Source organism: Sulfurimonas lacustris (assembly GCF_059705355.1).
The window spans coordinates 2,164,409-2,183,580 of sequence record NZ_AP046125.1; the positions used below are offsets into that span (position 1 = coordinate 2,164,409).

A 19,172-nucleotide genomic window follows, 5' to 3' on the forward strand; every position below is an offset into this window, starting at 1 on the left:
ATTTGACCCTTCCGTTGCAGAATCGTTCGCTTAGTTTTTAGTTTTGCAAGAAGTTTAATGTAATAATCTTGAGAGTGCCAACGCTAAACCTGCACCCGACGCAATCCAACCGACAAAAATCATCATAAAAGAGAGTTTTGCCAAACGCACCTCTTTACTAAGCACCGTAAATACTACCACATTATAGTAGGAGATGGTAAAAGGGTAAAGCATAGCTAACATAAAACTCGCCTCAAGGTAGGAGAGTGCGTAACTTCCAAAAAACAGAAGTGCAATAAAGAGATGTTTTTTGGGTTTTGAGGCTTTTATAAAATACGCCGCAACCAACCCCAAGAGATGAAATACTATAATTGTAAAAGTGTAGTTTGACCATATATCTATGTTTTCATGCCTAGAGAGTGTCTCAAAAAGATTTGAGTCCAGAAATATCCAGAGCATCAAAGGAAGATATGCCACAAATGGATAGGAACTCTCTTTTGCATCCAGTGCGACCTTATAATTTCTAAGCACAAAAGCACTCGTAAGAGCAACTCCGCTTAAAAATATAGCCAAATCGTCTCGTGCATCTGCATCAAATGTAAAGAGAAATGTTCCCACGCTATAGGCTATGGCAAGTGCAAAAAGCAGCTCTTTTTGCTGTTTTGCTTTAAAGAGATAGATGCCAAGCGGAGCCATAACACCCACCGCCAACCCCAAAAGTGCGAGAGTAAAAAAAGTGTAATTCGGGTATAAAAAAGAGAGTCCGAGTTGCAAAGAGAGTGCTATGAGTATCTTATGGATAGGATTTTGGATAGTCCCCCAACTAGCACCGCCAAGCCATGTTCCAAATACTCCGCCCGCAAACATCGGAAAAAGCGTTATCAAGTCAGAGTTGTAGTGTGCGGCGATACCTGTTTGAACTATAAGCAGATAGTAACTTAACTCAAATCCAAGCAGAAGCGAGAGCGCAATAGAGTAAATCATGATAAACGGCTTCTAAATATAAGATACAACAAGGCGTATGAGATATCATAAAATCCAACAAGCAGTCCAAGAGCGTCTATTGTCCCCAGATAAAAGAGAGAGAGGAAAATCGTTCCCGTAATCAGACGAGCCAAAGATGTCACGAAAGCCAAAAAGTGCGGCTCTTTTGTTATGCCTATAAGATGCAAGATGCCCACAAAGCCCATAAAGCCAAAGATAAGATAGTAGTACGGAGTAAAAGCAAACCCTAAAAAACTAAAAAGCAGAGGTGCGGATAAAAAGAGCAGTAACGCCCCTAATCCATCCGATGCAAATCCGCTTAGATGGTATAGCTGCAAAAGAGAGAGCTTTGTTTTGTTTATCTTTTGCACCATGAAATAGACCAAGCCCGCAACTGCGACAACCCCGCCAAGGAGGCGAATCCACCACATAGAGGTAACATCTACATTTGCAAATCCCGCCTCGCTAAAACCTGCAAGCGAGAGTGAAACAAAGATAATGGCTATAACATAGAGCCAAAAGCGCATAAAATTTTGCGGTAGTTTGTAAAAATACTTAAGTACACTTAACGCCATAAAAAATATACCAAGCCCGATAGCCACATGAGCATGAGCGACTATCAAATCGTTTCTGTGAAATGGCCAGCGAATTTCAGGGATAAAGAGTATATTTCCCTGAATCATCACAAACAAAAATGCCCAGATGGAGATGATAAGATAAGGTGTCTCTTTGAGAGAGAGTTTTGCATCCTTGCACCACTTTATAAGTAGCGGCGCATAAGCAAAAGTTAGCCACTGATAAACCCACTCTTCGCCGTATGAAAGCTCTCCTCTAAATATGCGGGTTGCAACGGAGAGAGCGTATCCCACAAGCGGGATAATCCAAAAAATATGCCATTTAGCGACAAACTCCTCTTTTGCATGAAGTTTTATCATAAGGTAAAAAAGTGGGATAAGGGTAAAACTCATCCCCAAAGTATTGTCTCCGTGAGGACCGATAAGAGTTTTTTCAACTTGCCCAAATGTCGGGTTCATCAAAACCAAAAGAGCCAAAGGTGCGACAAAAAGAAGTGTTTTTGATACTTTTACCCAAAGCGGCGTAACTTCATAATGTCTAATCATTTTAAAAATAGCAATTATGTAAAAAATGCCCGAAGCGGCAAGTACAAAGTTTAACTCATATGCGAAATCATAAAAAGGCAATCCTCTTTGAACGCCCAGAAAAATTGAGACGGTTGCCATAAATAAAAAGAGATGCCATAGCAAAAAGTAGTTTTTAAGCGGCTCTACCGCATCGCTCAAATCCAATTTATCCTTTGCAAAAAGGGCAAAGGGAAGAAGTGAGAGAGCGAGCATAACGGGTCCATAAAGCATCAAAGTTATATGAAGCGAACGAGTTGTTGCGGGATTTAGCAAAGTAGTGTTTAAAAACTCTACTCCCAAAAGCTGCGCCGCAAAAATAACGCCCACTAAAATAGAGCCTAAAAATATAAAAGCCCATATGGGCATAACCTGCTCTACTAATTTATAAAATTTGTCCATCTTTTAACCTAATAATTTTAGTTGCATAATTTTGTATCTGCATATCATGAGAAGCTACAACCACGGTAGTTTCTTTTTTCTGCGCATCTTGCAGAAGTTCATAGACTATTGTGGAGTTTTTTGAGTCCAAACTCCCTGTGGGCTCATCTGCAAAGATGATTTTTGGTTCGTTTACAAGTGCGCGGGCAACCGCAACTCTTTGTCGCTGTCCGCCTGAAATCTCGTTTGGATAGCGGGATGAGAGTTCCAAGATACCGAGTTCATCAAGAATCTTGTTTATATTCTCTTTTTTATCGTCCATCGCCGCTAATGCGATATTTTCATAGACGCTTAGGTAGTTTATGAGGTAATGAAACTGGAAAACAAAACCTATATTGCTTTGGCGAAAGGAGTCCATATCTTTCATGCTTCCCACCGCTTTGCCATCAAGCAAAAGCGCACCGTTTGATGGTTTTAAAAGTGTTGAGAGTATGGAGAGAAGCGTTGATTTGCCGCTTCCGCTCTCTCCGCTCAAAAAGAGAAACTCACCGCTTTGCACTTCAAATGTGAGGTCAAATAACACTTGTTCACTTCCGTAAAAGTGTGAAATATTTGATGCTTGTATCATGCGCATCCTTGATTTATAAGAAGTATCGGGTCTGTTTTGGAAGCTATCCAAGCAGGAAATAGCGAACCTAAAAGTGCCATAAAAAGCGTCGAACCCAAAACATAGAGTGCGCTTGAGAGCGAGAGCGTACCGTTTACATACCCTTGAAGCATCTCTATATGAGGAAGCATAGCCAAAATGCCAAGGCTAAGGATAAGCGCAAAGAGATATGCCGAGAGACTCATAACAAGCGTTTCAAAAAAGAGGTTTTTTATGATAAAAAATCTACTCTTGCCAAGCGCACGCATAATTCCAAACTCCTCTTTTCGGGAGTTTACAATCATACTCATCACCGAAGCAATCCCCATCAAACCCATGGCAAAAGCAAGTGTGGAGATAACAAAAGATGAATTTTCGATTATTTTAAACTGATTGTACTCTTTGACAAAATTTTGTGTTGTTTTTACCTCTATTTCACTCTCCAATTGAGAGATTTTTTGAACAATCCTGTCTATTTCATTGGGCGAGCTTGACGAAACCAAGATAAAGGAAGCGGAGCGGTTAAAAAGCTTGCCTGCGTCTGTTATGTTCATAACGACACCGCCCTCTTCAAAACCTATCTCGCTGCTGTATGTACCAGATATTTCAAAATTTTTGTTTGCGATGTTTATACTTTTTGTCTTAAACTGCTTTGCGAGATTTTCACCTAAAATCACTTCGCCCTCTTTAGGGTAATCTCCGCCGATAAGTTTGTAGTGAGAAAAATGGTTGGCGGTCGTTCCGTAAATGCCCGCAATGGGGATATGTCCGATGGGAGAAGCACCGACTATCATGGCATAGCTTGAACTTACATGTTCGAGTTTATCTATGCTGTCCATCAAAGAGATATCGACATTTGAAAAAAAAGTATCCGAAATCCCTTTTTGCGTGATGATGATATCTCCGTCCGTTTTAATCATCTTTGAGTACATCCCGATAACGCCCTGCGAAACGGAGCTAATGAGAAAAATAGCCATTACCGCAATGGTAATGGAGGAGAATATCAGCAGACTTTTAAAAGGATTTTTGCGAATGGCTTTAAATGCTATCACTTTTCTATCGCTGCTCTGAGTTCCTCTTTTGTAGCGACATAGCGAATCTCTTTGATTTTGCCATTTTCTACAAAAAGAAGCGTAACCATGTCCTCTTTGGCAGGAACGACTGTGCTAAACCCTTCGCTGTAGTTTAAATGGATGGGATGCTTATATTTTTTGAGTTTTGGGATGGCAAACATGGTTGTAATGACGGAGGGCATCTTGGTGATATCTGCTATAAAAACCGCACTATGACCTACTAGATATGTTACGTGTTGGTTCTGAAGGTATTCATTAACAAGCGCACCCGTCTCTTTTTCAAAAGAGGCGATGATAATTTTGACATCTTTTGGGATTTTAACCACTGCATCATTTGGAGTTTTGTAAACAAAATCACTAAGCCTTGCACTTGGAGAATCAACATGTAAAAAATCAGCGTTTAGAGCCGAAAAACAGAGCGAGAAACATAAGAACATTTTATACATAATACTTCCTTTAAATAAAAATTTATTATGCTCTCTCTTTACTAATTAATCGTTAACACCGCTATCTCTCTGGGTGCTTTGTATCTGATTTGTAATCCCCAGTAACCTATGCCGTTACTAACATAAAGCGTTGTTTTATTGTGTCGGTAAAGTCCGCTAAAGTATGGCTGTGCTAGCTTAACAAGAAGTGAAAACGGGTAAATCTGCCCGCCATGCGTATGCCCGCTCAACTGCAAATCCACACGGCGCTCCCCTATGAGGCGTACATCTTTTGGCTGATGCGCAAGAAGAATCGTCGGCAACTCTGGCTGCAAAGATGCAAAGAGCCTCTTTGTCTTCCTTTTAACTCCACGCATAAAACTGTACCTATCGCTAAGCCCCACCAGTTGGAGCTTTGCCCCTTGTATATCAAGATGCACAACTCTGTTGTCCAAAAGCTCTATACCGCTCTTTTGCATGATACTTTGGAGATTTTTTGCGCCATAAACTATGTCATGATTGCCCGTCACATAGTAGGATTTTGCCTTTAATCCTTGAAAACTTTCCAGCTGTTTTTGCACTTTATATGCTCCACTTTGAATAATGTCTCCGCTAAAGAGAACAAGGTCAGGGTTGATTTGGTTGATTTGCTCCACCATTGCATCAAGATGTGCTGCGTCTATGTCTGGCGTGATATGCAAATCAGAGAGTTGGACAATTTTTAGAGAGATTCCAAAAGTATCCAATGAAAGTGAGACATTTTTAAATGGAAAATCTCTCCACCCTCTTTCTAGCGACATATTGGTATCCTTATTTTAAAAATGTATGGTATTATTATTTTAACAAATAGAAAAGGTATCCGTGATGCAACATTTCAAATTAATCTTTACTTTAGCTCTTGTGGTTCTCCTCTTTAGTGGTTTTTGGTCTGGCAAAAGCAAAAAGGAGATAAAAGAGGAGAACCAAAAAGAGAGAGTGGAGCGCATCAAAACAAATCATGAGACACTCCAGCTTCTCTACAAATACGCACCCGAAGCAAAAGATATGATTTACTACTCTTACGGTTATGCAACTTTTAGTAACGTAGGCGTTAATCTTGTTCTTTTTTCGGCTGAGGGTGGCAAAGGGATGGCACACAACAACAAAACAGGTATCAACTCATACATGAACATGGCATCAGGCGGTGTTGGGTTTGGACTTGGTGTCAAAGATTTTAGAGCAGTTTTTATCTTTGAGAACAAAAAAGCGTATGACACTTTTGTCAACTCAGGATGGGAAGCGAACGCACAAGCAGATGTGGCAGCGAAATATGAAGAAAATGGAGGCGCAATCAATGCAGCCGAAACCGTTGCCCCTGGTGTTCGTCTCTACAAACTCACCCAAACAGGATTAGCGCTTCAAGCAACCATTCAGGGAACAAAATATTGGAAAGATGAAGAGCTCAATAAACACTAATCTTTACTTAAGCTAATTCATCTTACAATCCTCACATCTTAATATACAAAGGACGTTTTATGAAAAAGATTTTAGTAAGTATTGCTGCAGTTGTAGCGCTTAGCTCATCAATGATGGCGAATGTAAATAGTCAAACAGGTTGTGGTCTTGGTGCGATGATTATCAAAGATGATTCGACTGCGATAATGTTAGCGCTTCAAGCGACAACAAACGGTATTTTTGGAAACCAGACTTTTGGTATCACTTCAGGAACTTTGGGTTGTAAAAAAACTCAGTTTGTTATGAACGAAAGAGCGGAGGAGTTTGTTGCTTCTAACATGGATCAGCTTGCAAAAGAGATTGCACAAGGACATGGCGAGAGCGTTGACACGCTAGCAGAGCTTTTAGAAGTATCTGACAAAGCAGCTTTTGCAACTGCACTTCAATCAAACTATAACAGTATCTACACAAGCCAAAATGCAAAAATGGCTGACGTACTAGACAATATCTCTGCTACTACACTTTAAGCAGCTAAAACAGATGAGTTTTCTCATCTGTTTATCCTGACTTTCTCTCTTAGGAACTTTTTATTTTAACCCGATTTTTTTTATTTATCTTTCTTTTTACTCTTTTTTTAGATGCATCCTCTGATTTTTATAAAAACAGAGCCGACACACTCCACTTAGCAGACTCCAGATACTGGCATATTCTTCTTCATGTAGAAGATGGCTTAAGTGAGATAGACGATGCAAGATTTTTCTTAGCACCAAATGGCAAAACAGATACAAAAAGCGAGCTTCATGCTACAATCGACGCTCTTTTAAACGAATCAACCTTTGATGACAACTCCACGGCATGCCGCTTTCCTGCAAGAAAAGCGTGGCTCAAAGAGCAACTTGAGGGCATCGAGTTTCCAGAGGTTCACTGCGATGAATACGACAAAATACTCAAAAGATTAAATCCAAAATCTGCAACCCTTGTTTTTCCATCTGCACACATCAACTCTCCTGCATCCATGTTTGGACATACATTTTTGCGAATCAACTCGGCGTACAACTCCAAACTTCTCGCTTATGCCCTCAACTATGCAGCCGATGCAGACCCCAGCAAAGAAAATGGAGCACTCTTTGCCATTAAGGGTCTCTTTGGCGGCTACTTTGGCAAATACTCGCTTCTTCCCTACTATGACAAACTCAAAGAGTACAGAGACGCCGAGCAAAGAGATATCTGGGAGTATGACCTGAACTTGAGCGAAGAGGAGGTCTTAAAGATGGTGCGCCACATCTGGGAGCTCAACGAAACACACTCTTATTACTACTTTTTTACCCAAAACTGTTCTTACAATATGCTCTGGTTTTTAGAAGCCGCACGCCCTGAACTTGACCTCAGAGGACACTTCTCCTTTCAAGTCATCCCTCTTGAAACAGTGCACGCAACAAAAACGGAGGGGGTTATCAAAGAGCATTTTTACAGACCCTCAAAGAGAACAACCCTTTTGCATTATGAAAAACTTATCCACAAAGAGTATAGAGAACTGCCGCTAAAACTTGCCGCATCCGATATGGATGTCACTCTTCTTGAGAGTTTAAATATACCGCTTGCGCAAAAACGTTTTATCTTAGAAGCCTCTATTGAACTCTTAGAGTACGACTTCAGCAAAAGCAAAATAGACAAGAAAACCTATCTGAAGCGCTTTCATACCCTCTCAAAAGCAAGAGCAACACTGGGAATGGGAGAAAAAATCACCATAAAAACACCACCAAATCCCATAGAAAGCCATCAAGCTATCAGAGCCTCTTTTGGCGCGGGAGCCAGAGAGGGAAAATCTATAGGCTTTATAGGACTTAGACCTGCATACCACAGTCTTGAGGATAGTGGTTATGGTTTTTTACGAGGTACACAGATAGAGTTTTTAAGCCTTGAACTCTCAAATCATGATGACAAACTCTCAATAGAGGATGCCACCATCCTCTCAATCGTCTCAATCGCACAAAGAAGTGACTTTTTTGACAACTTATCATGGAGAACAAAATTTGGATGGGACAGAAACACCCTTGATAACTCTGCACGTTTTATAGCCACCATCGGTGCGGGATTTAGCTGGGGAAATGAGTTTGGCTACACCTACATCATGACCGACCCACTCTTTTATGCAGGAAGCAGATTTACATCTGCCATAGGTGGCTCACTGGGATTTGTAGTTGACAAATGGAGCACGGCAAGCACAAAAATAGAGCTAACTCACAGATATTACGATATTGGTGAAACCCAAAACATTTTTGAATTTTCACAAAGCTTTAGACTCTCTCAAAATTTGCAACTAAGATTTGACTACGACTACAAAGGCAGAAGCAAAGAGATGGTTGAGAAGCAGGAGAGAAGCTTGAAGGCTTATTTGAATGTTTATTTTTAACTAATACTACCCACTAAAACTACGAAAAGTAACCTTTTCGAGAAAATTAGTCTATTTTAACTCGACTATATACCCATCATCCACTTTTTTGAAATTATACTTGTAAAATCCATCAAGTTCGACAACTACTCTGTAGTAATTTTTATGGTTTCCTACTCTTACTTCTTGAAAAACTTTATCAAAATCTTTTTTGACAAAACTTGTAACTTCTGCACTACTTTTAAAATCTATAACTATTCTATGAGGATTTGCAATTAAAAAATTTCTTATAGCTTCATTTTTAGTTGTTACCTTTAGGCTCTTCCCTTCAACAGAGAGTTTTGGTCCTATACCATTTTGAATATCATTTTTTTTTGTGGGTGTGGGAGTTGTGGTGGTGGTTTTGGAGAGTTCTTTTTCTTTAGGAGTGGGCACTGCAGTTTCTCTATACCCTTGCGATATGAAAATAGGGAGATGCCAGTCAATGGAGTTGTCTAGCTCGATACTTTTTGTCTCTATAGAACCATCAAGATTTTTAAGTTCTATAGTTACTTTTTGCAAAACTCTTGCTTGGGATGGAAGAGTGATTGCTGCTTGTTTTAAAGGGATTTTGGAGTTGTCTTTGTTTGTAGTTATAAAAATATCCTTTTCTCCCTCCGGAGGAAAAAAAGGATTTTCACGAGCATGCAGGGTTAAAATCAACAGTGCAAAAAGCGATAAAACTTTCATGAAAATAACCGCCTCCTCACTCTTTTTGCACGTATTATACTACTATTTTGCAGAAATCTCTTTAAGCTCAAAATACTCTCTTTGGAGCTCTGCATTCTCGTTTTTTAGTCTCTCTATCTCTGTTTGCAAATGGTTTTCGTAATCGACAAGACCCATATAAACCTGAAGAGAGTTTTCTCCATAAAGAAGGAGCCCGATATAAACACCAAGCCCGACAACTACAAAAAGAAGTATGAAAAACTTTGCAAAAGAGAAACCAAGATACTTTTGAGTAAAACTCTGAGTATCGCTGATGCCGCTAAAAAGTTCCTCTTTACTCATACGTCTTCTTAGTTAAAAAGTTTTGAACCCAAATACTCACCATACATTACTTCGTTTTCAATCTCTAAAAGACGGTTGTATTTAGCAGTTCTTTCTCCGCGAGCAGTTGAGCCGGTTTTAATCTCACCACAATTAAGTGCCACTGCAAAATCTGCAATGAAAGCATCTTCACTCTCACCTGAACGATGGCTCATGATACATCTGTAACCATTTCTTTGTGCAAGACGAACCGTAAGCATTGTTTCACTGACAGAACCGATTTGGTTTGGCTTGATAAGAATAGCGTTTGCAATACCTTTTTGGATACCCTCGTTGAGGATGTTAGCGTTTGTAACAAACAAATCATCTCCAACAAGTTGAACTTTGTCTCCTAACTTCTCAGTTAAGAGCTTCCATCCATCCCAGTCATCTTCACTCAAACCATCTTCGATAGAGACGATAGGGTATTTTGAGCATAGGTCAACATAGTAGTCAACTAACTCAGCAGAAGTTACCGTTCTATTTTCACTATCTAGTCTATAACCGCCGTCCACAACAAGTTCAGATGCCGCAACATCAAGAGCGATTGCCATCTGCGTGCCAGCTTTATACCCTGCCTTTTCTATCGCTTCCATGATAATCTGAATAGGCTCTTCATTTGAACTCAAATCAGGCGCAAAACCACCCTCATCACCAAGTGCCGTATTGTGTTTTTTAGCTTTTAAAATCGCTTTTAGGTTATGGTAAACCTCTGCTGAAGCTTGAAGCGCTGTTGCAAAATCATCAAACCCAACCGGCATAATCATATACTCTTGAAAATCAACTGAGTTATCTGCGTGTGAACCGCCGTTGATGATGTTTAACATCGGCGTAGGTATAACCATAGCATTTGCACCACCTAAATAGCGATAAAGAGGAACTTTAAGGCTTTTTGCAGCAGCACGAGCAACAGCCATAGAGACGCCAAGAACTGCATTAGCACCCAAATTTGAGTAATTTTCAGTTCCATCAGCCTCTTTCATGGCAGCATCAATCATCGCTTGATTAAATGGAGAGAGACCGATAATTACATCTGCAATAGGTCCATTTACATTATCAACTGCTTTGAGTACACCTTTACCCATATATCTGCTGCCGCCGTCACGAAGTTCTAATGCCTCACGCTTTCCAGTACTTGCACCCGATGGTACAATCGCACTCTCTGTTGTTCCGTCACTCAGTACTACCGTAGCTTTAACTGTTGGATTACCACGAGAATCCATTACTTCTATCGCACTTACATTATCAATAAACATCTTTACCTCTTTCGTTGTATTTTATTTTGTCTTTTTATTAAAGATCGACATCTTCCATCTCTGTGCTGTCCATGGTCATCAAATCGCCCATGCCCATAGCTGAACGTATCTTCTCTTCCACTTCTGCCGCGAGAGCTTTGTCTTCTACAAACTTTGCCTTGGCATTTTCACGTCCCTGACCGAGCTTTGTCTCACCATAAGAGAACCAAGCTCCACTTTTGTCAATAATGTCAAGTTTAACACCATAATCGACAAGTTCACCCTCTTTAGAGATTCCCTCTCCAAACATTATATCAAATTCAGCTTGACGAAATGGAGGAGCGACTTTATTTTTAATAACTTTTGCTTTAACGCGGTTGCCTATTTGGCTCTCACCCTGTTTTAGCGACGCGATGCGTCTAACATCTATACGAACAGAAGCGTAAAATTTGAGTGCATTACCGCCTGTTGTTGTCTCTGGCGATCCATAACCCATCATGCCTATTTTCATACGGATTTGGTTGATAAAGATAACGGTACAGTTCATCTTGTGTAAAATACCTGTTAGTTTTCTAAGTGCTTTTGACATCAAACGAGCTTGAACACCGACATTTTGGTCAGACATTTCGCCCTCAATTTCAGACTTTGGAGTAAGTGCCGCAACCGAGTCGATAACTATAAGATCAACCGCTCCGCTTCTTGCGATAGTCTCGACAATATCGAGTGCCTGTTCGCCGTAATCCGGTTGTGAAACGAGGAGATTTTCAACATCTACGCCGAGATTTTTCGCATACGCAACATCAAGCGCATGTTCTGCATCTATAAATGCGCAAACGCCGCCCGCTTTTTGGCACTCTGAGGTTATCTGAAGAGCAAGTGTTGTTTTTCCCGAACTCTCCGGTCCATAAATCTCAATAACTCTGCCCTGCGGAACTCCGCCGATACCGAGTGCGAGATCAAGTCCTAAAGAACCTGTACTAATGGCTTCAATAGGAGCTATCTCTCTATCGCCAAGTCTCATAAGCGCACCTTTGCCAAATGCCTTATCTATCTGTTTCATCGCCAAGTCTAATGATTTTTGTTTATTTGCGTCCATTGTGGCTCACTTTATAGTAAATTTAGACTTATTGTAGTGCAATTTTCATTGCAGGCAAAAAAATATGGCAAATTGTCATATTTTTTTGTATTCTCTCACTTTTTTAAAAGTGAGATTTTATCCTTAATTGGTTAAAATTTAGCTAATTATTCCAAAGAGGTAATAAAAAATGCTAATCGCCCACTCCCCTGATGCCGATGATATCTTTATGTACTATGCCATCAAGTTTGGCTGGGTTGGGATGGATGGTGTAAAGTTTGAAAATATCGCCGAAGATATCCAAACGCTCAACGAAAAAGCCCTTGCCGGTATGTATGAGATAGCGGCTATCAGCTTTGCTCTGTATCCGCATATAAGAGATGAGTATGCTCTGCTTCGTACTGCCGTGAGTTTTGGCGATGGATATGGACCTAAAATTATCAAAAAAAAGGGTGCGAAACTCAAACGAAACTTTAAAGTCGCACTTAGCGGAGAGCATACGACAAATGCAATGCTCTTTCGCATAGCTTATCCTGATGCACGCGTAACTTATATGAACTTTTTAGAGATTGAAGAGGCGGTTTTAAGCGGCAAAGTCGATGCAGGGGTACTCATCCATGAGAGTATTTTGACTTATGACAGTGAACTTGAGGTTGAAAGGGAGATGTGGGATATCTGGCAAGAACTTGCAGGCGGGGAGCTTCCTCTGCCACTTGGCGGTATGGCTATCATGCGCTCTATCCCGCTTAACAAAGCCATAGAGTATGAAGCAACACTCACTAAAGCGGTAAGGGTTGCAAGAGAGCATAAAGCAAAACTCTCAGAGATGCTCTTAGAGAGAAATCTTGTGCGCATTGATGCTCAAACGCTTGACAAATATCTTGAACTCTATGCAAATGATGATTCGGTCTCGCTAAACGAGTTGCAGTACAGAGCGATAAACAAGCTCTTTGAAATCGGCTATAAACATGGTTTTTACGATGCACTTGTGCGTGCTGAAGATTTTATGATACCCACAGAGTATAAAGAGTTGAGATACTCCTAATGGAAGCGAAACTTATCTCTTTGGGAATTGAGACATTCAAGATAGCTCTTCTTCTTGCACTTCCAGGGTTGCTTGTCGGTATGCTTATAGGTCTTGCCGTGAGTATATTTCAAGCAACGACACAAATCAACGAAATGACGTTGAGTTTTATCCCTAAAATCGTTGGTGTCGCGATTGTTATCATCTTAACAATGCCGTGGATGTTAAATACAATGATAGATTTCTCAACAGAAATTTTCAATATGATGCCAAGTTTTGTAGAGTAATGCACAAAGTAGCTACCGATTTTTCCAAATACTCCTCCATAAAAATCGGTGGGGTTTTTGATGTCTCTGTTTTAGAGGAGTGTACACAGGCGTACCAAAACCACACTATCATAGGCTCATGCAACAATGTTTTGATGGGCTTAATGCCTCCCCCGCTACTCAAGATTTCCAAAACATACGACTTCATCAAGATAGAAAACAACACCCTTAAAATCGGTGCTGCAACACCCTCTGGGAAAATCGCCTCGTTTTGTAAAAAAAACAATATCGCCAATTTTGAATTTCTCTCCCATCTTCCAGGGACACTCGGCGGACTTGTTTTTATGAATGCTGGACTTAAAGAGTATGAGATTTTCAACAACCTCATCTCCATCGCTACATGTGAGGGAATTTTTCATAAAGAAGAGATAGTTTACGGGTACAGATATACAGATATAAAAAGCCCTATATTGGAGGCGACTTTTAAACTCTCTTATGGTTTTAGCAAAGAGAAGCTGGAAATGTTTAAGAAAATGCGTCAAAATCAGCCAAAAACTCCAAGTGCGGGAAGCTGTTTTAAAAATCCAAAAGGAGATTTTGCTGGCAGGCTTATAGAGGCGGTGGGACTTAAAGGGCTTAGAGTTGGGGGCATGGGGTTTAGTTCCCAACATGCAAACTTTTTGGTAAATGCAGGAGATGGAACTTTTGATGAGGCGATATACCTTATACAAGAGGCACAAAAGAGAGTTTATGATGCTTTTGGAATTTGGCTTGAGTGTGAGATTGCAGTTTTGGATGTAAGGTATATGGGCGAAAATTCGCCGCTTCTCAAATACCAAACTCAACGAAGCAGCAACATACTATAAAATCGTTTTAAGCAGCAATGGCTCGCTGAGTTTGGTATTAACCCCCACAAAAAGTAGGAATTAAATCGGTAGAACTCTAATCTTTTTGGATAGTTTCTCTTTTAGTGTTGCTTCTATCGCATAGAGAGTTCCTGTCGCAGAACTTGCACAACCATTACATGCACCGAGATAGCGAATATAGACATCGATATAGTCAGGGCTTGGTTTTACATCTATAACTTCCATATTTCCGCCGTCCATGATAAGGAACTGGCGTACATTTTCATCGATTACCGCATCGATAGCTTTGATTTGTTGTACCAAAGTCATCGCCTCAAAACTTGCTTTTGAGCCTGCGTCTGCTGCTGCTCTCATCTTCTCTTCATCCATCTCTTTGCGAGTGTCTCTTAAAATATCCACTAAATAGTACTCCCTTTTTTCATGTCCGCCCGGTCTTATACAGCTTTTACAAAAACCGCCCGCTTTTGTGTAGTCTGTTATCTGTTCAATAGTTGTCAAGTCGTTAAGTCTGATAACCTCTTGAAGTGTTCTGAGGCTTACTCTTGCGCACTCGCAAACGATAATCTCCTCTTCAAAACTTCCCTCATCCACGCCTAAATAGAGTGAAGCCGCCTTTTTGATAACATCGTACGCCATAACTGAGCAGTGCATCTTTTGAGGCGGAACTGCCGGAACATCCGGATGGTCACGAAGTGCAAACTCAACATCGATATTTGTTATTTTTACCGCCTCTTTGACCGTTTTGCCGATACAAAGCTCCGTCATGATGTCCGAACTTGCTATCGCCGTACCGCATCCAAAACTCTTAAACTTAGAGTTTACGATAATGTCTGTTTTTGGGTCAACTTCCCAGTAAAGCCTTACCGCATCCCCACAACTCTCCGCACCAAAATCTGCCACGATAAGCTTGTTTCCGTTCTTCTCCACTTGTTCTGGAGTTATCTCGCCTTGATGATTTGGATTGTTCATCAAAGTTGTTACTTTATTTGAGTACGCATCCCACAGAGAAGCACCCAATAAATCGTTCTTTGCCATCTTTTTATTCCTTTAATTTATTTCATAAATTCAAGGGAACCTTTTCCCCTGTTTTGTCCGCAAAAGGAACTCGTCCCTTTTGCTTCGCTAGCCGCTGTGGCACTAAAGCTTGACACATTCGTGTCAGATAATTTCATAATTATAATTTTATCTACTTAATGGTGAAGCTCGCACGCTTTAGATTCACCGCCAACTGTCGGTTGTACCTTTGCATAAGAGCTTGAAATCGCTCTTAAACGCTCTACCGCTTTTTTAAAATGTGCGATAACATAGTCGATTTCACTATCGGTTGTAAAACGGCTAAGACTTAGGCGGATTCCAGTGTGTGCAAGTTCGCTATCGGCACCGATGGCAAGCATTACGGTGTTTGCCTGCAAATCTTCACTCGCACATGCAGAACCCGTTGAAGCTCCGATTTGTCCGTTGTTTAAGTCCCAAAGCATACCCTCGCCCTCAACGCCTCTGATGGAGATAAGTATGGTATTTGGCGTGCGGTTTTCTCTGTTTCCTACAACAAATGTATCGCTTAACTCTAAAAGCGCATCCTCAAGGCGGTCTCTTTTTGCTCTGATAGTTGCGATTTTTTCTTCTAAATTGGTTGTTGCAAGCTCTATGGCTTTGCCCATACCAACTATATAAGGAACGTTGAGCGTTCCTGAGCGGCGCCCATTCATCTGCTCACCGCCATGAAGCAGAGGCGATAACGGCTGAGAATCTCTTATATAGAGTGCGCCGATACCTTTTGGTCCATGAAACTTATGTGCAGACATAGAGACAAAGTCAACATGAACATCTTGCAAATCAACAGGAATTTTACCGATTGCCTGTACGCCGTCTGAGTGGAAAAGAACACCTTTTTCCTTACAAATCGCACCGATTTCTTTGATAGGGTTTATCATTCCCGTCTCATTTGATGCCCACATAACAGAAACAAGTGCTGTTTTGTCCGTGATAAAACTTCGCACCACATGTGCCTCGACAATCCCCTCTGAGTTTACAGGTAGGTAAGTGACCTTTGCACCCTCTTTTTCAAGTGCTTTACATGCCGCAAGAACGGATGGATGCTCCACTTCTGTTGTGATGATATGGTTTTTGTCTCCGCTCACTATATGGTCGTTGAAAACTGATTTTAAAACCCAGTTGTTGGACTCTGTTGCACATGATGTAAAGACGATATCATCATTATCGCTTGCGTTTAGTGCTTTGTACATCTGGTCTATCGCTTTGCTTAGGGCAGGATGTGAAGCAGTGCCAAACTTATGCAAAGAACTTGGGTTTCCATATATCTCGCTAAAAAACGGCATCATTGCCTCTACAACCAAAGGGTCAACCATCGTTGTAGCGTTGTTGTCTAAATAAACTTTCATACTTCGCCTTATCCAAAATCATTTTAATTAAGAGTAATTTTGTCTCTTTTTAGTTTCGTATAGTAATAAGTTTGTTATTACGATATGCTTAAATGAAATAATACTTCAATCTCATTTAAGCTATAATTATAGTTATATTATAAATCAGGAAACCCCATGTGCAATTTCAACAAACAAAGTGAAGAGACAAAGGCGCGTATGCATCTGCTTATACAAGAGTGCGCACAAAAAGCTGGAGGTGTCAACTTTCTCTTAGGTCTCGTTGAAGCCATAAAAGCGAAAAAACCAAATGCCCTCATAGACAGTTCATGCAAGGTGGAGTCTAAAGAGCTTAGACTTTCATGGAACAAGATTATTTTTAAAGATAAATTTGATGTTTTAGAAGAGCTGGTGCGCATGCGTGATGACTCTGAGGGGATTACACGCAATATTCTCGATGTTGGTGGTGAAAAAAAGAGGAAAAAAACCCTCACTATGCTCAAAACACTAGCACCCGTAGAGTTTAAAGTAGTGGCTAAAGATACACAAAAGGCAGAGGGATTTGAGTTAAAGATTTTTGAGACACTTCAAGAGGGAACTGCAACGATAAATCCTCTTTTTGCAGCACTTTTTTTCTGTTCTGCTGAGTTTACAAAAAAAGCACTCAAGTATGAGGCGGCTTAAAACGAGAGGATTTTATACTCGCTTGGCTTTAAATCTTCCACGCTAAACTCTCCAAAACGCACTCTATGGAGTGCGACAACTCTGTTTCCGACTGCGCCAAACATCCGCTTGACTTGATGGTAGCGTCCTTCACAAATCTCTAACCTTACTACGCTCTGGCTTACAACTTCGAGTTTCGCCGGCAAAAGCGGTTTTTTCTCTCCATGAAGCATCAGCGTACCGCTGGCAAATATCTCTGCCTCATCGCCTCTTAGTGGCTGTGCAAGCGTCGCTTCATAGAGTTTTGCGACATCACTTTTTGGGCTTGTGAGCTTGTGGTTGAGTGCGCCGTCATCCGTGAGCAAAATCGCCCCTGTTGTATCGGCATCAAGCCTGCCGATGGTTGCTATTTTTGGGTTGCGTCTCTGCCAACGCTGTGGAAGAAGCGAGTATATAAGCACACCGCCATCGCTGTGTGAGCAGACAACGCCGCTTGGTTTATGCATAAGCAACACAAGAGTTTCATCGTCAAGCTTCTCTCCATCGACCGTGATATCGCTATGATGCGCCTTTTCTCGCACATCAAAAACTCTAACGCCGTTTATGGAGACCACATTTTTGCTCAAAAACTTTTTTGCTTCACTTCTTGTGCAGTATCCGAGGTTTGAGAGGTGTGCATCGACTCTTTTGTAGCTGTTTTGCATGTTTGTCACTTTTTTTGCAATCGTATCATTTTGTGGGTTAAAAAGAAAATGGGTATAATCGCAAAAAATTAGTAAATGCAATGAAGGATTCTATGTCATGGGACAAACTATCACTGAAAAAATATTTTCCGAGCATGTAGGAAAAGCAGTTTATGCGGGCGAGATTATCCGCTGTAACATCGATATGGTTATCGGAAATGATATCACTACGCCTATCTCTATCAAGGCTTTTGAGGATAGCGGTGCGACAAAACTTGCAAATCCTGACGGTTTTTCCATAGTTCTTGACCACTTTATCCCTGCAAAAGATATAGCAAGCGCAAATCAAGCACGCATCAGCCGTGATTTTGCAAAAAAACACAACCTCAAAAACTTTTTTGATGAAAAAGACATGGGGATTGAACATGCACTATTGCCTGAAAAAGGGCTTGTAGTTCCGGGAGATGTTATCATCGGTGCAGACAGCCACACATGTACGCACGGCGCACTTGGGGCATTCTCGACGGGTATGGGTTCAACTGACCTCGCATTTGCGATGGTAACGGGCGGAAACTGGTTTAAGGTACCAGAGTCCATCAAAGTGGTTCTTAGCGGAAAACCTGGAAAATATACAACGGGCAAAGATATCATCCTTGAGATCATCCGCATGATCGGGGTGGATGGTGCGCTTTACAGAACTTTGGAGTTTACGGGAAGCACCATCGAACACCTTACAATGGATGATAGATTTTCTATGTGCAACATGGCTATCGAAGCAGGAGCAAAAAGCGGGATTGTCGCTTATGACCATATAACAGAAGCGTTCTTGAGCGATAAAAACCTCGCTCGCACACCAAAAATCCACCACTCCGATGCAGATGCCTCTTATGTGCAGATTTTAGAGATAGATGTTGCAAATCTTGAGCCTGTTATCGCTTATCCGTTTTTACCGTCTAACGGGCATAGTGTTTCTCAAGCGGTAAGCGATAAAATAAAAATTGATCAGGCATTTATCGGAAGCTGCACAAACGGCAGACTAAGCGACCTTAAAGTTGCTGCCGAGATACTAGAGGGCAAAAGAGTGCATCCAGATGTTCGTCTTATCGTCACTCCAGGGACACAGATGATACTTAGAGAAGCGAACAAACTCGGCTATATCGACATTATCGTCGATGCGGGCGGCGTTGTGAGCAACCCGACGTGTGGCGCATGTCTTGGCGGATATATGGGGATTTTGGGGGACAATGAAGTAGCAGTGGCTACAACAAACCGTAACTTTGTGGGTCGTATGGGAAGCAGAAGCTCAAAAGTTTATCTGGCAAACTCAGCGGTTGCAGCAATCTCTGCGATTAATGGTTACATCAGCGACCCAAGAGAGATATAAATAACAAATTAATCTCTTAAGTTATAGTTATCTTAAGAGGGGAACTGCTAAAATTCCAAAAACATACGGAGGAT

The 19,172-nt window shown here is 41.0% G+C and carries 21 protein-coding genes; 8 read left to right on the plus strand and 13 right to left on the minus strand.

What is annotated here, in order from left to right:
* Positions 1-54 precede the first annotated feature (54 nt).
* From AC6H4V_RS11265 to AC6H4V_RS11290, 6 genes are read right to left on the minus strand one after another with little or no spacing between them, the layout of a single operon-like run.
* Positions 55-963, minus strand: a complete 909-nt coding sequence (locus AC6H4V_RS11265) for a hypothetical protein (RefSeq protein ID WP_497606916.1) — start codon at positions 961-963, stop codon at positions 55-57.
* Positions 960-2,504: a hypothetical protein gene (locus AC6H4V_RS11270; protein ID WP_497606917.1), complete on the minus strand. Its 1,545-nt coding sequence runs from the start codon at positions 2,502-2,504 to the stop codon at positions 960-962. Before AC6H4V_RS11270 ends, AC6H4V_RS11265 begins: the two co-directional genes overlap by 4 nt.
* Positions 2,488-3,111, minus strand: a complete 624-nt coding sequence (locus AC6H4V_RS11275; RefSeq protein ID WP_497606918.1) for an ABC transporter ATP-binding protein — start codon at positions 3,109-3,111, stop codon at positions 2,488-2,490. Before AC6H4V_RS11275 ends, AC6H4V_RS11270 begins: the two co-directional genes overlap by 17 nt.
* On the minus strand, positions 3,108-4,181 hold the full coding sequence (locus AC6H4V_RS11280) for an ABC transporter permease (protein WP_497606919.1): 1,074 nt from the start codon (positions 4,179-4,181) through the stop codon (positions 3,108-3,110). Before AC6H4V_RS11280 ends, AC6H4V_RS11275 begins: the two co-directional genes overlap by 4 nt.
* Positions 4,178-4,648, minus strand: a complete 471-nt coding sequence (locus AC6H4V_RS11285; protein WP_497606920.1) for a hypothetical protein — start codon at positions 4,646-4,648, stop codon at positions 4,178-4,180. The genes AC6H4V_RS11280 and AC6H4V_RS11285 overlap by 4 nt, the downstream gene beginning before the upstream one ends.
* A 41-nt stretch (positions 4,649-4,689) precedes the next feature.
* Positions 4,690-5,427 carry a metallophosphoesterase gene (locus tag AC6H4V_RS11290; RefSeq protein ID WP_497606921.1) on the minus strand — a complete coding sequence of 246 codons (738 nt, stop codon included), beginning with the start codon at positions 5,425-5,427 and terminating at the stop codon, positions 4,690-4,692.
* Positions 5,428-5,491: 64 nt separating this feature from the next.
* On the opposite strand from AC6H4V_RS11290, the gene AC6H4V_RS11295 reads away from it, so the two are divergent.
* From AC6H4V_RS11295 to AC6H4V_RS11305, 3 genes are all read left to right on the plus strand, one after another.
* On the plus strand, positions 5,492-6,082 hold the full coding sequence (locus AC6H4V_RS11295; protein ID WP_497606922.1) for a lipid-binding SYLF domain-containing protein: 591 nt from the start codon (positions 5,492-5,494) through the stop codon (positions 6,080-6,082).
* A 59-nt stretch (positions 6,083-6,141) separates the two neighbouring features.
* A complete protein-coding gene (locus AC6H4V_RS11300) occupies positions 6,142-6,588 on the plus strand; it encodes a DUF3015 family protein (protein WP_497606923.1) in 447 nt (148 codons plus the stop codon).
* An 86-nt stretch (positions 6,589-6,674) separates the two neighbouring features.
* Complete coding sequence (locus AC6H4V_RS11305) at positions 6,675-8,474, plus strand: Lnb N-terminal periplasmic domain-containing protein (RefSeq protein WP_497607936.1); 1,800 nt, start codon at positions 6,675-6,677, stop codon at positions 8,472-8,474.
* Between the two features lie 51 nt (positions 8,475-8,525).
* On the opposite strand, the gene AC6H4V_RS11310 is transcribed toward AC6H4V_RS11305, so the two are convergent.
* The 4 genes from AC6H4V_RS11310 to recA are packed head-to-tail and all read right to left on the minus strand — an operon-like array spanning position 8,526 to position 11,852.
* Positions 8,526-9,182, minus strand: coding sequence for an AMIN domain-containing protein (locus AC6H4V_RS11310; protein ID WP_497606924.1), 657 nt, complete (start codon positions 9,180-9,182; stop codon positions 8,526-8,528).
* Between the two features lie 42 nt (positions 9,183-9,224).
* Complete coding sequence (locus AC6H4V_RS11315) at positions 9,225-9,503, minus strand: FtsB family cell division protein (RefSeq protein ID WP_428729002.1); 279 nt, start codon at positions 9,501-9,503, stop codon at positions 9,225-9,227.
* A gap of 8 nt (positions 9,504-9,511) precedes the next feature.
* A complete protein-coding gene (gene eno / locus AC6H4V_RS11320; RefSeq protein ID WP_497606925.1) occupies positions 9,512-10,777 on the minus strand; it encodes a phosphopyruvate hydratase in 1,266 nt (421 codons plus the stop codon).
* 37 nt (positions 10,778-10,814) lie between these two features.
* Positions 10,815-11,852, minus strand: a complete 1,038-nt coding sequence (gene recA / locus AC6H4V_RS11325; protein ID WP_428729000.1) for a recombinase RecA — start codon at positions 11,850-11,852, stop codon at positions 10,815-10,817.
* A 169-nt stretch (positions 11,853-12,021) separates the two neighbouring features.
* Between recA and AC6H4V_RS11330 the strand changes: the two genes are divergently transcribed.
* From AC6H4V_RS11330 to AC6H4V_RS11340, 3 genes are read left to right on the plus strand one after another with little or no spacing between them, the layout of a single operon-like run.
* Complete coding sequence (locus tag AC6H4V_RS11330; RefSeq protein WP_497606926.1) at positions 12,022-12,876, plus strand: menaquinone biosynthesis family protein; 855 nt, start codon at positions 12,022-12,024, stop codon at positions 12,874-12,876.
* Complete coding sequence (fliQ, locus tag AC6H4V_RS11335; protein WP_299859640.1) at positions 12,876-13,142, plus strand: flagellar biosynthesis protein FliQ; 267 nt, start codon at positions 12,876-12,878, stop codon at positions 13,140-13,142. The genes AC6H4V_RS11330 and fliQ overlap by 1 nt, the downstream gene beginning before the upstream one ends.
* Entirely contained in the window at positions 13,142-13,987 is an 846-nt protein-coding gene (locus AC6H4V_RS11340; RefSeq protein ID WP_497606927.1) for a UDP-N-acetylmuramate dehydrogenase, read from the plus strand. The genes fliQ and AC6H4V_RS11340 overlap by 1 nt, the downstream gene beginning before the upstream one ends.
* A gap of 60 nt (positions 13,988-14,047) precedes the next feature.
* Here AC6H4V_RS11340 and AC6H4V_RS11345 read toward each other — a convergent pair whose 3' ends face one another.
* Together AC6H4V_RS11345 and AC6H4V_RS11350 are read right to left on the minus strand one after the other, a co-directional pair.
* Positions 14,048-15,022 carry an iron-sulfur cluster assembly scaffold protein gene (locus AC6H4V_RS11345; protein WP_497606928.1) on the minus strand — a complete coding sequence of 325 codons (975 nt, stop codon included), beginning with the start codon at positions 15,020-15,022 and terminating at the stop codon, positions 14,048-14,050.
* Between the two features lie 155 nt (positions 15,023-15,177).
* Complete coding sequence (locus tag AC6H4V_RS11350; RefSeq protein ID WP_497606929.1) at positions 15,178-16,389, minus strand: NifS family cysteine desulfurase; 1,212 nt, start codon at positions 16,387-16,389, stop codon at positions 15,178-15,180.
* A 156-nt stretch (positions 16,390-16,545) separates the two neighbouring features.
* On the opposite strand from AC6H4V_RS11350, the gene AC6H4V_RS11355 reads away from it, so the two are divergent.
* Positions 16,546-17,052, plus strand: coding sequence for a hypothetical protein (locus tag AC6H4V_RS11355; RefSeq protein ID WP_497606930.1), 507 nt, complete (start codon positions 16,546-16,548; stop codon positions 17,050-17,052).
* On the opposite strand, the gene AC6H4V_RS11360 is transcribed toward AC6H4V_RS11355, so the two are convergent.
* Positions 17,049-17,735, minus strand: coding sequence for a pseudouridine synthase (locus AC6H4V_RS11360; RefSeq protein WP_497607937.1), 687 nt, complete (start codon positions 17,733-17,735; stop codon positions 17,049-17,051). The genes AC6H4V_RS11355 and AC6H4V_RS11360 overlap by 4 nt on opposite strands.
* A gap of 97 nt (positions 17,736-17,832) precedes the next feature.
* Between AC6H4V_RS11360 and AC6H4V_RS11365 the strand changes: the two genes are divergently transcribed.
* Positions 17,833-19,098, plus strand: a complete 1,266-nt coding sequence (locus AC6H4V_RS11365) for a 3-isopropylmalate dehydratase large subunit (RefSeq protein ID WP_497606931.1) — start codon at positions 17,833-17,835, stop codon at positions 19,096-19,098.
* The last annotated feature ends 74 nt before the right edge of the window (positions 19,099-19,172 follow it).

Bases quoted from the DNA above. Each gene is read 5' to 3' on its own strand.
- AC6H4V_RS11265 (WP_497606916.1), bottom strand. From the start codon at position 963: ATGATTTACTCTATTGCGCTCTCGCTTCTGCTTGGATTTGAGTTAAGT.
- AC6H4V_RS11270 (WP_497606917.1), bottom strand. From the start codon at position 2,504: ATGGACAAATTTTATAAATTAGTAGAGCAGGTTATGCCCATATGGGCT.
- AC6H4V_RS11275 (WP_497606918.1), bottom strand. From the start codon at position 3,111: ATGATACAAGCATCAAATATTTCACACTTTTACGGAAGTGAACAAGTG.
- AC6H4V_RS11285 (WP_497606920.1), bottom strand. From the start codon at position 4,648: ATGTATAAAATGTTCTTATGTTTCTCGCTCTGTTTTTCGGCTCTAAAC.
- AC6H4V_RS11290 (WP_497606921.1), bottom strand. From the start codon at position 5,427: ATGTCGCTAGAAAGAGGGTGGAGAGATTTTCCATTTAAAAATGTCTCA.
- AC6H4V_RS11295 (WP_497606922.1), top strand. From the start codon at position 5,492: ATGCAACATTTCAAATTAATCTTTACTTTAGCTCTTGTGGTTCTCCTC.
- AC6H4V_RS11300 (WP_497606923.1), top strand. From the start codon at position 6,142: ATGAAAAAGATTTTAGTAAGTATTGCTGCAGTTGTAGCGCTTAGCTCA.
- AC6H4V_RS11310 (WP_497606924.1), bottom strand. From the start codon at position 9,182: ATGAAAGTTTTATCGCTTTTTGCACTGTTGATTTTAACCCTGCATGCT.
- AC6H4V_RS11315 (WP_428729002.1), bottom strand. From the start codon at position 9,503: ATGAGTAAAGAGGAACTTTTTAGCGGCATCAGCGATACTCAGAGTTTT.
- eno (WP_497606925.1), bottom strand. From the start codon at position 10,777: ATGTTTATTGATAATGTAAGTGCGATAGAAGTAATGGATTCTCGTGGT.
- recA (WP_428729000.1), bottom strand. From the start codon at position 11,852: ATGGACGCAAATAAACAAAAATCATTAGACTTGGCGATGAAACAGATA.
- AC6H4V_RS11330 (WP_497606926.1), top strand. From the start codon at position 12,022: ATGCTAATCGCCCACTCCCCTGATGCCGATGATATCTTTATGTACTAT.
- fliQ (WP_299859640.1), top strand. From the start codon at position 12,876: ATGGAAGCGAAACTTATCTCTTTGGGAATTGAGACATTCAAGATAGCT.
- AC6H4V_RS11340 (WP_497606927.1), top strand. From the start codon at position 13,142: ATGCACAAAGTAGCTACCGATTTTTCCAAATACTCCTCCATAAAAATC.
- AC6H4V_RS11345 (WP_497606928.1), bottom strand. From the start codon at position 15,022: ATGGCAAAGAACGATTTATTGGGTGCTTCTCTGTGGGATGCGTACTCA.
- AC6H4V_RS11350 (WP_497606929.1), bottom strand. From the start codon at position 16,389: ATGAAAGTTTATTTAGACAACAACGCTACAACGATGGTTGACCCTTTG.
- AC6H4V_RS11355 (WP_497606930.1), top strand. From the start codon at position 16,546: ATGTGCAATTTCAACAAACAAAGTGAAGAGACAAAGGCGCGTATGCAT.
- AC6H4V_RS11360 (WP_497607937.1), bottom strand. From the start codon at position 17,735: ATGCAAAACAGCTACAAAAGAGTCGATGCACACCTCTCAAACCTCGGA.
- AC6H4V_RS11365 (WP_497606931.1), top strand. From the start codon at position 17,833: ATGGGACAAACTATCACTGAAAAAATATTTTCCGAGCATGTAGGAAAA.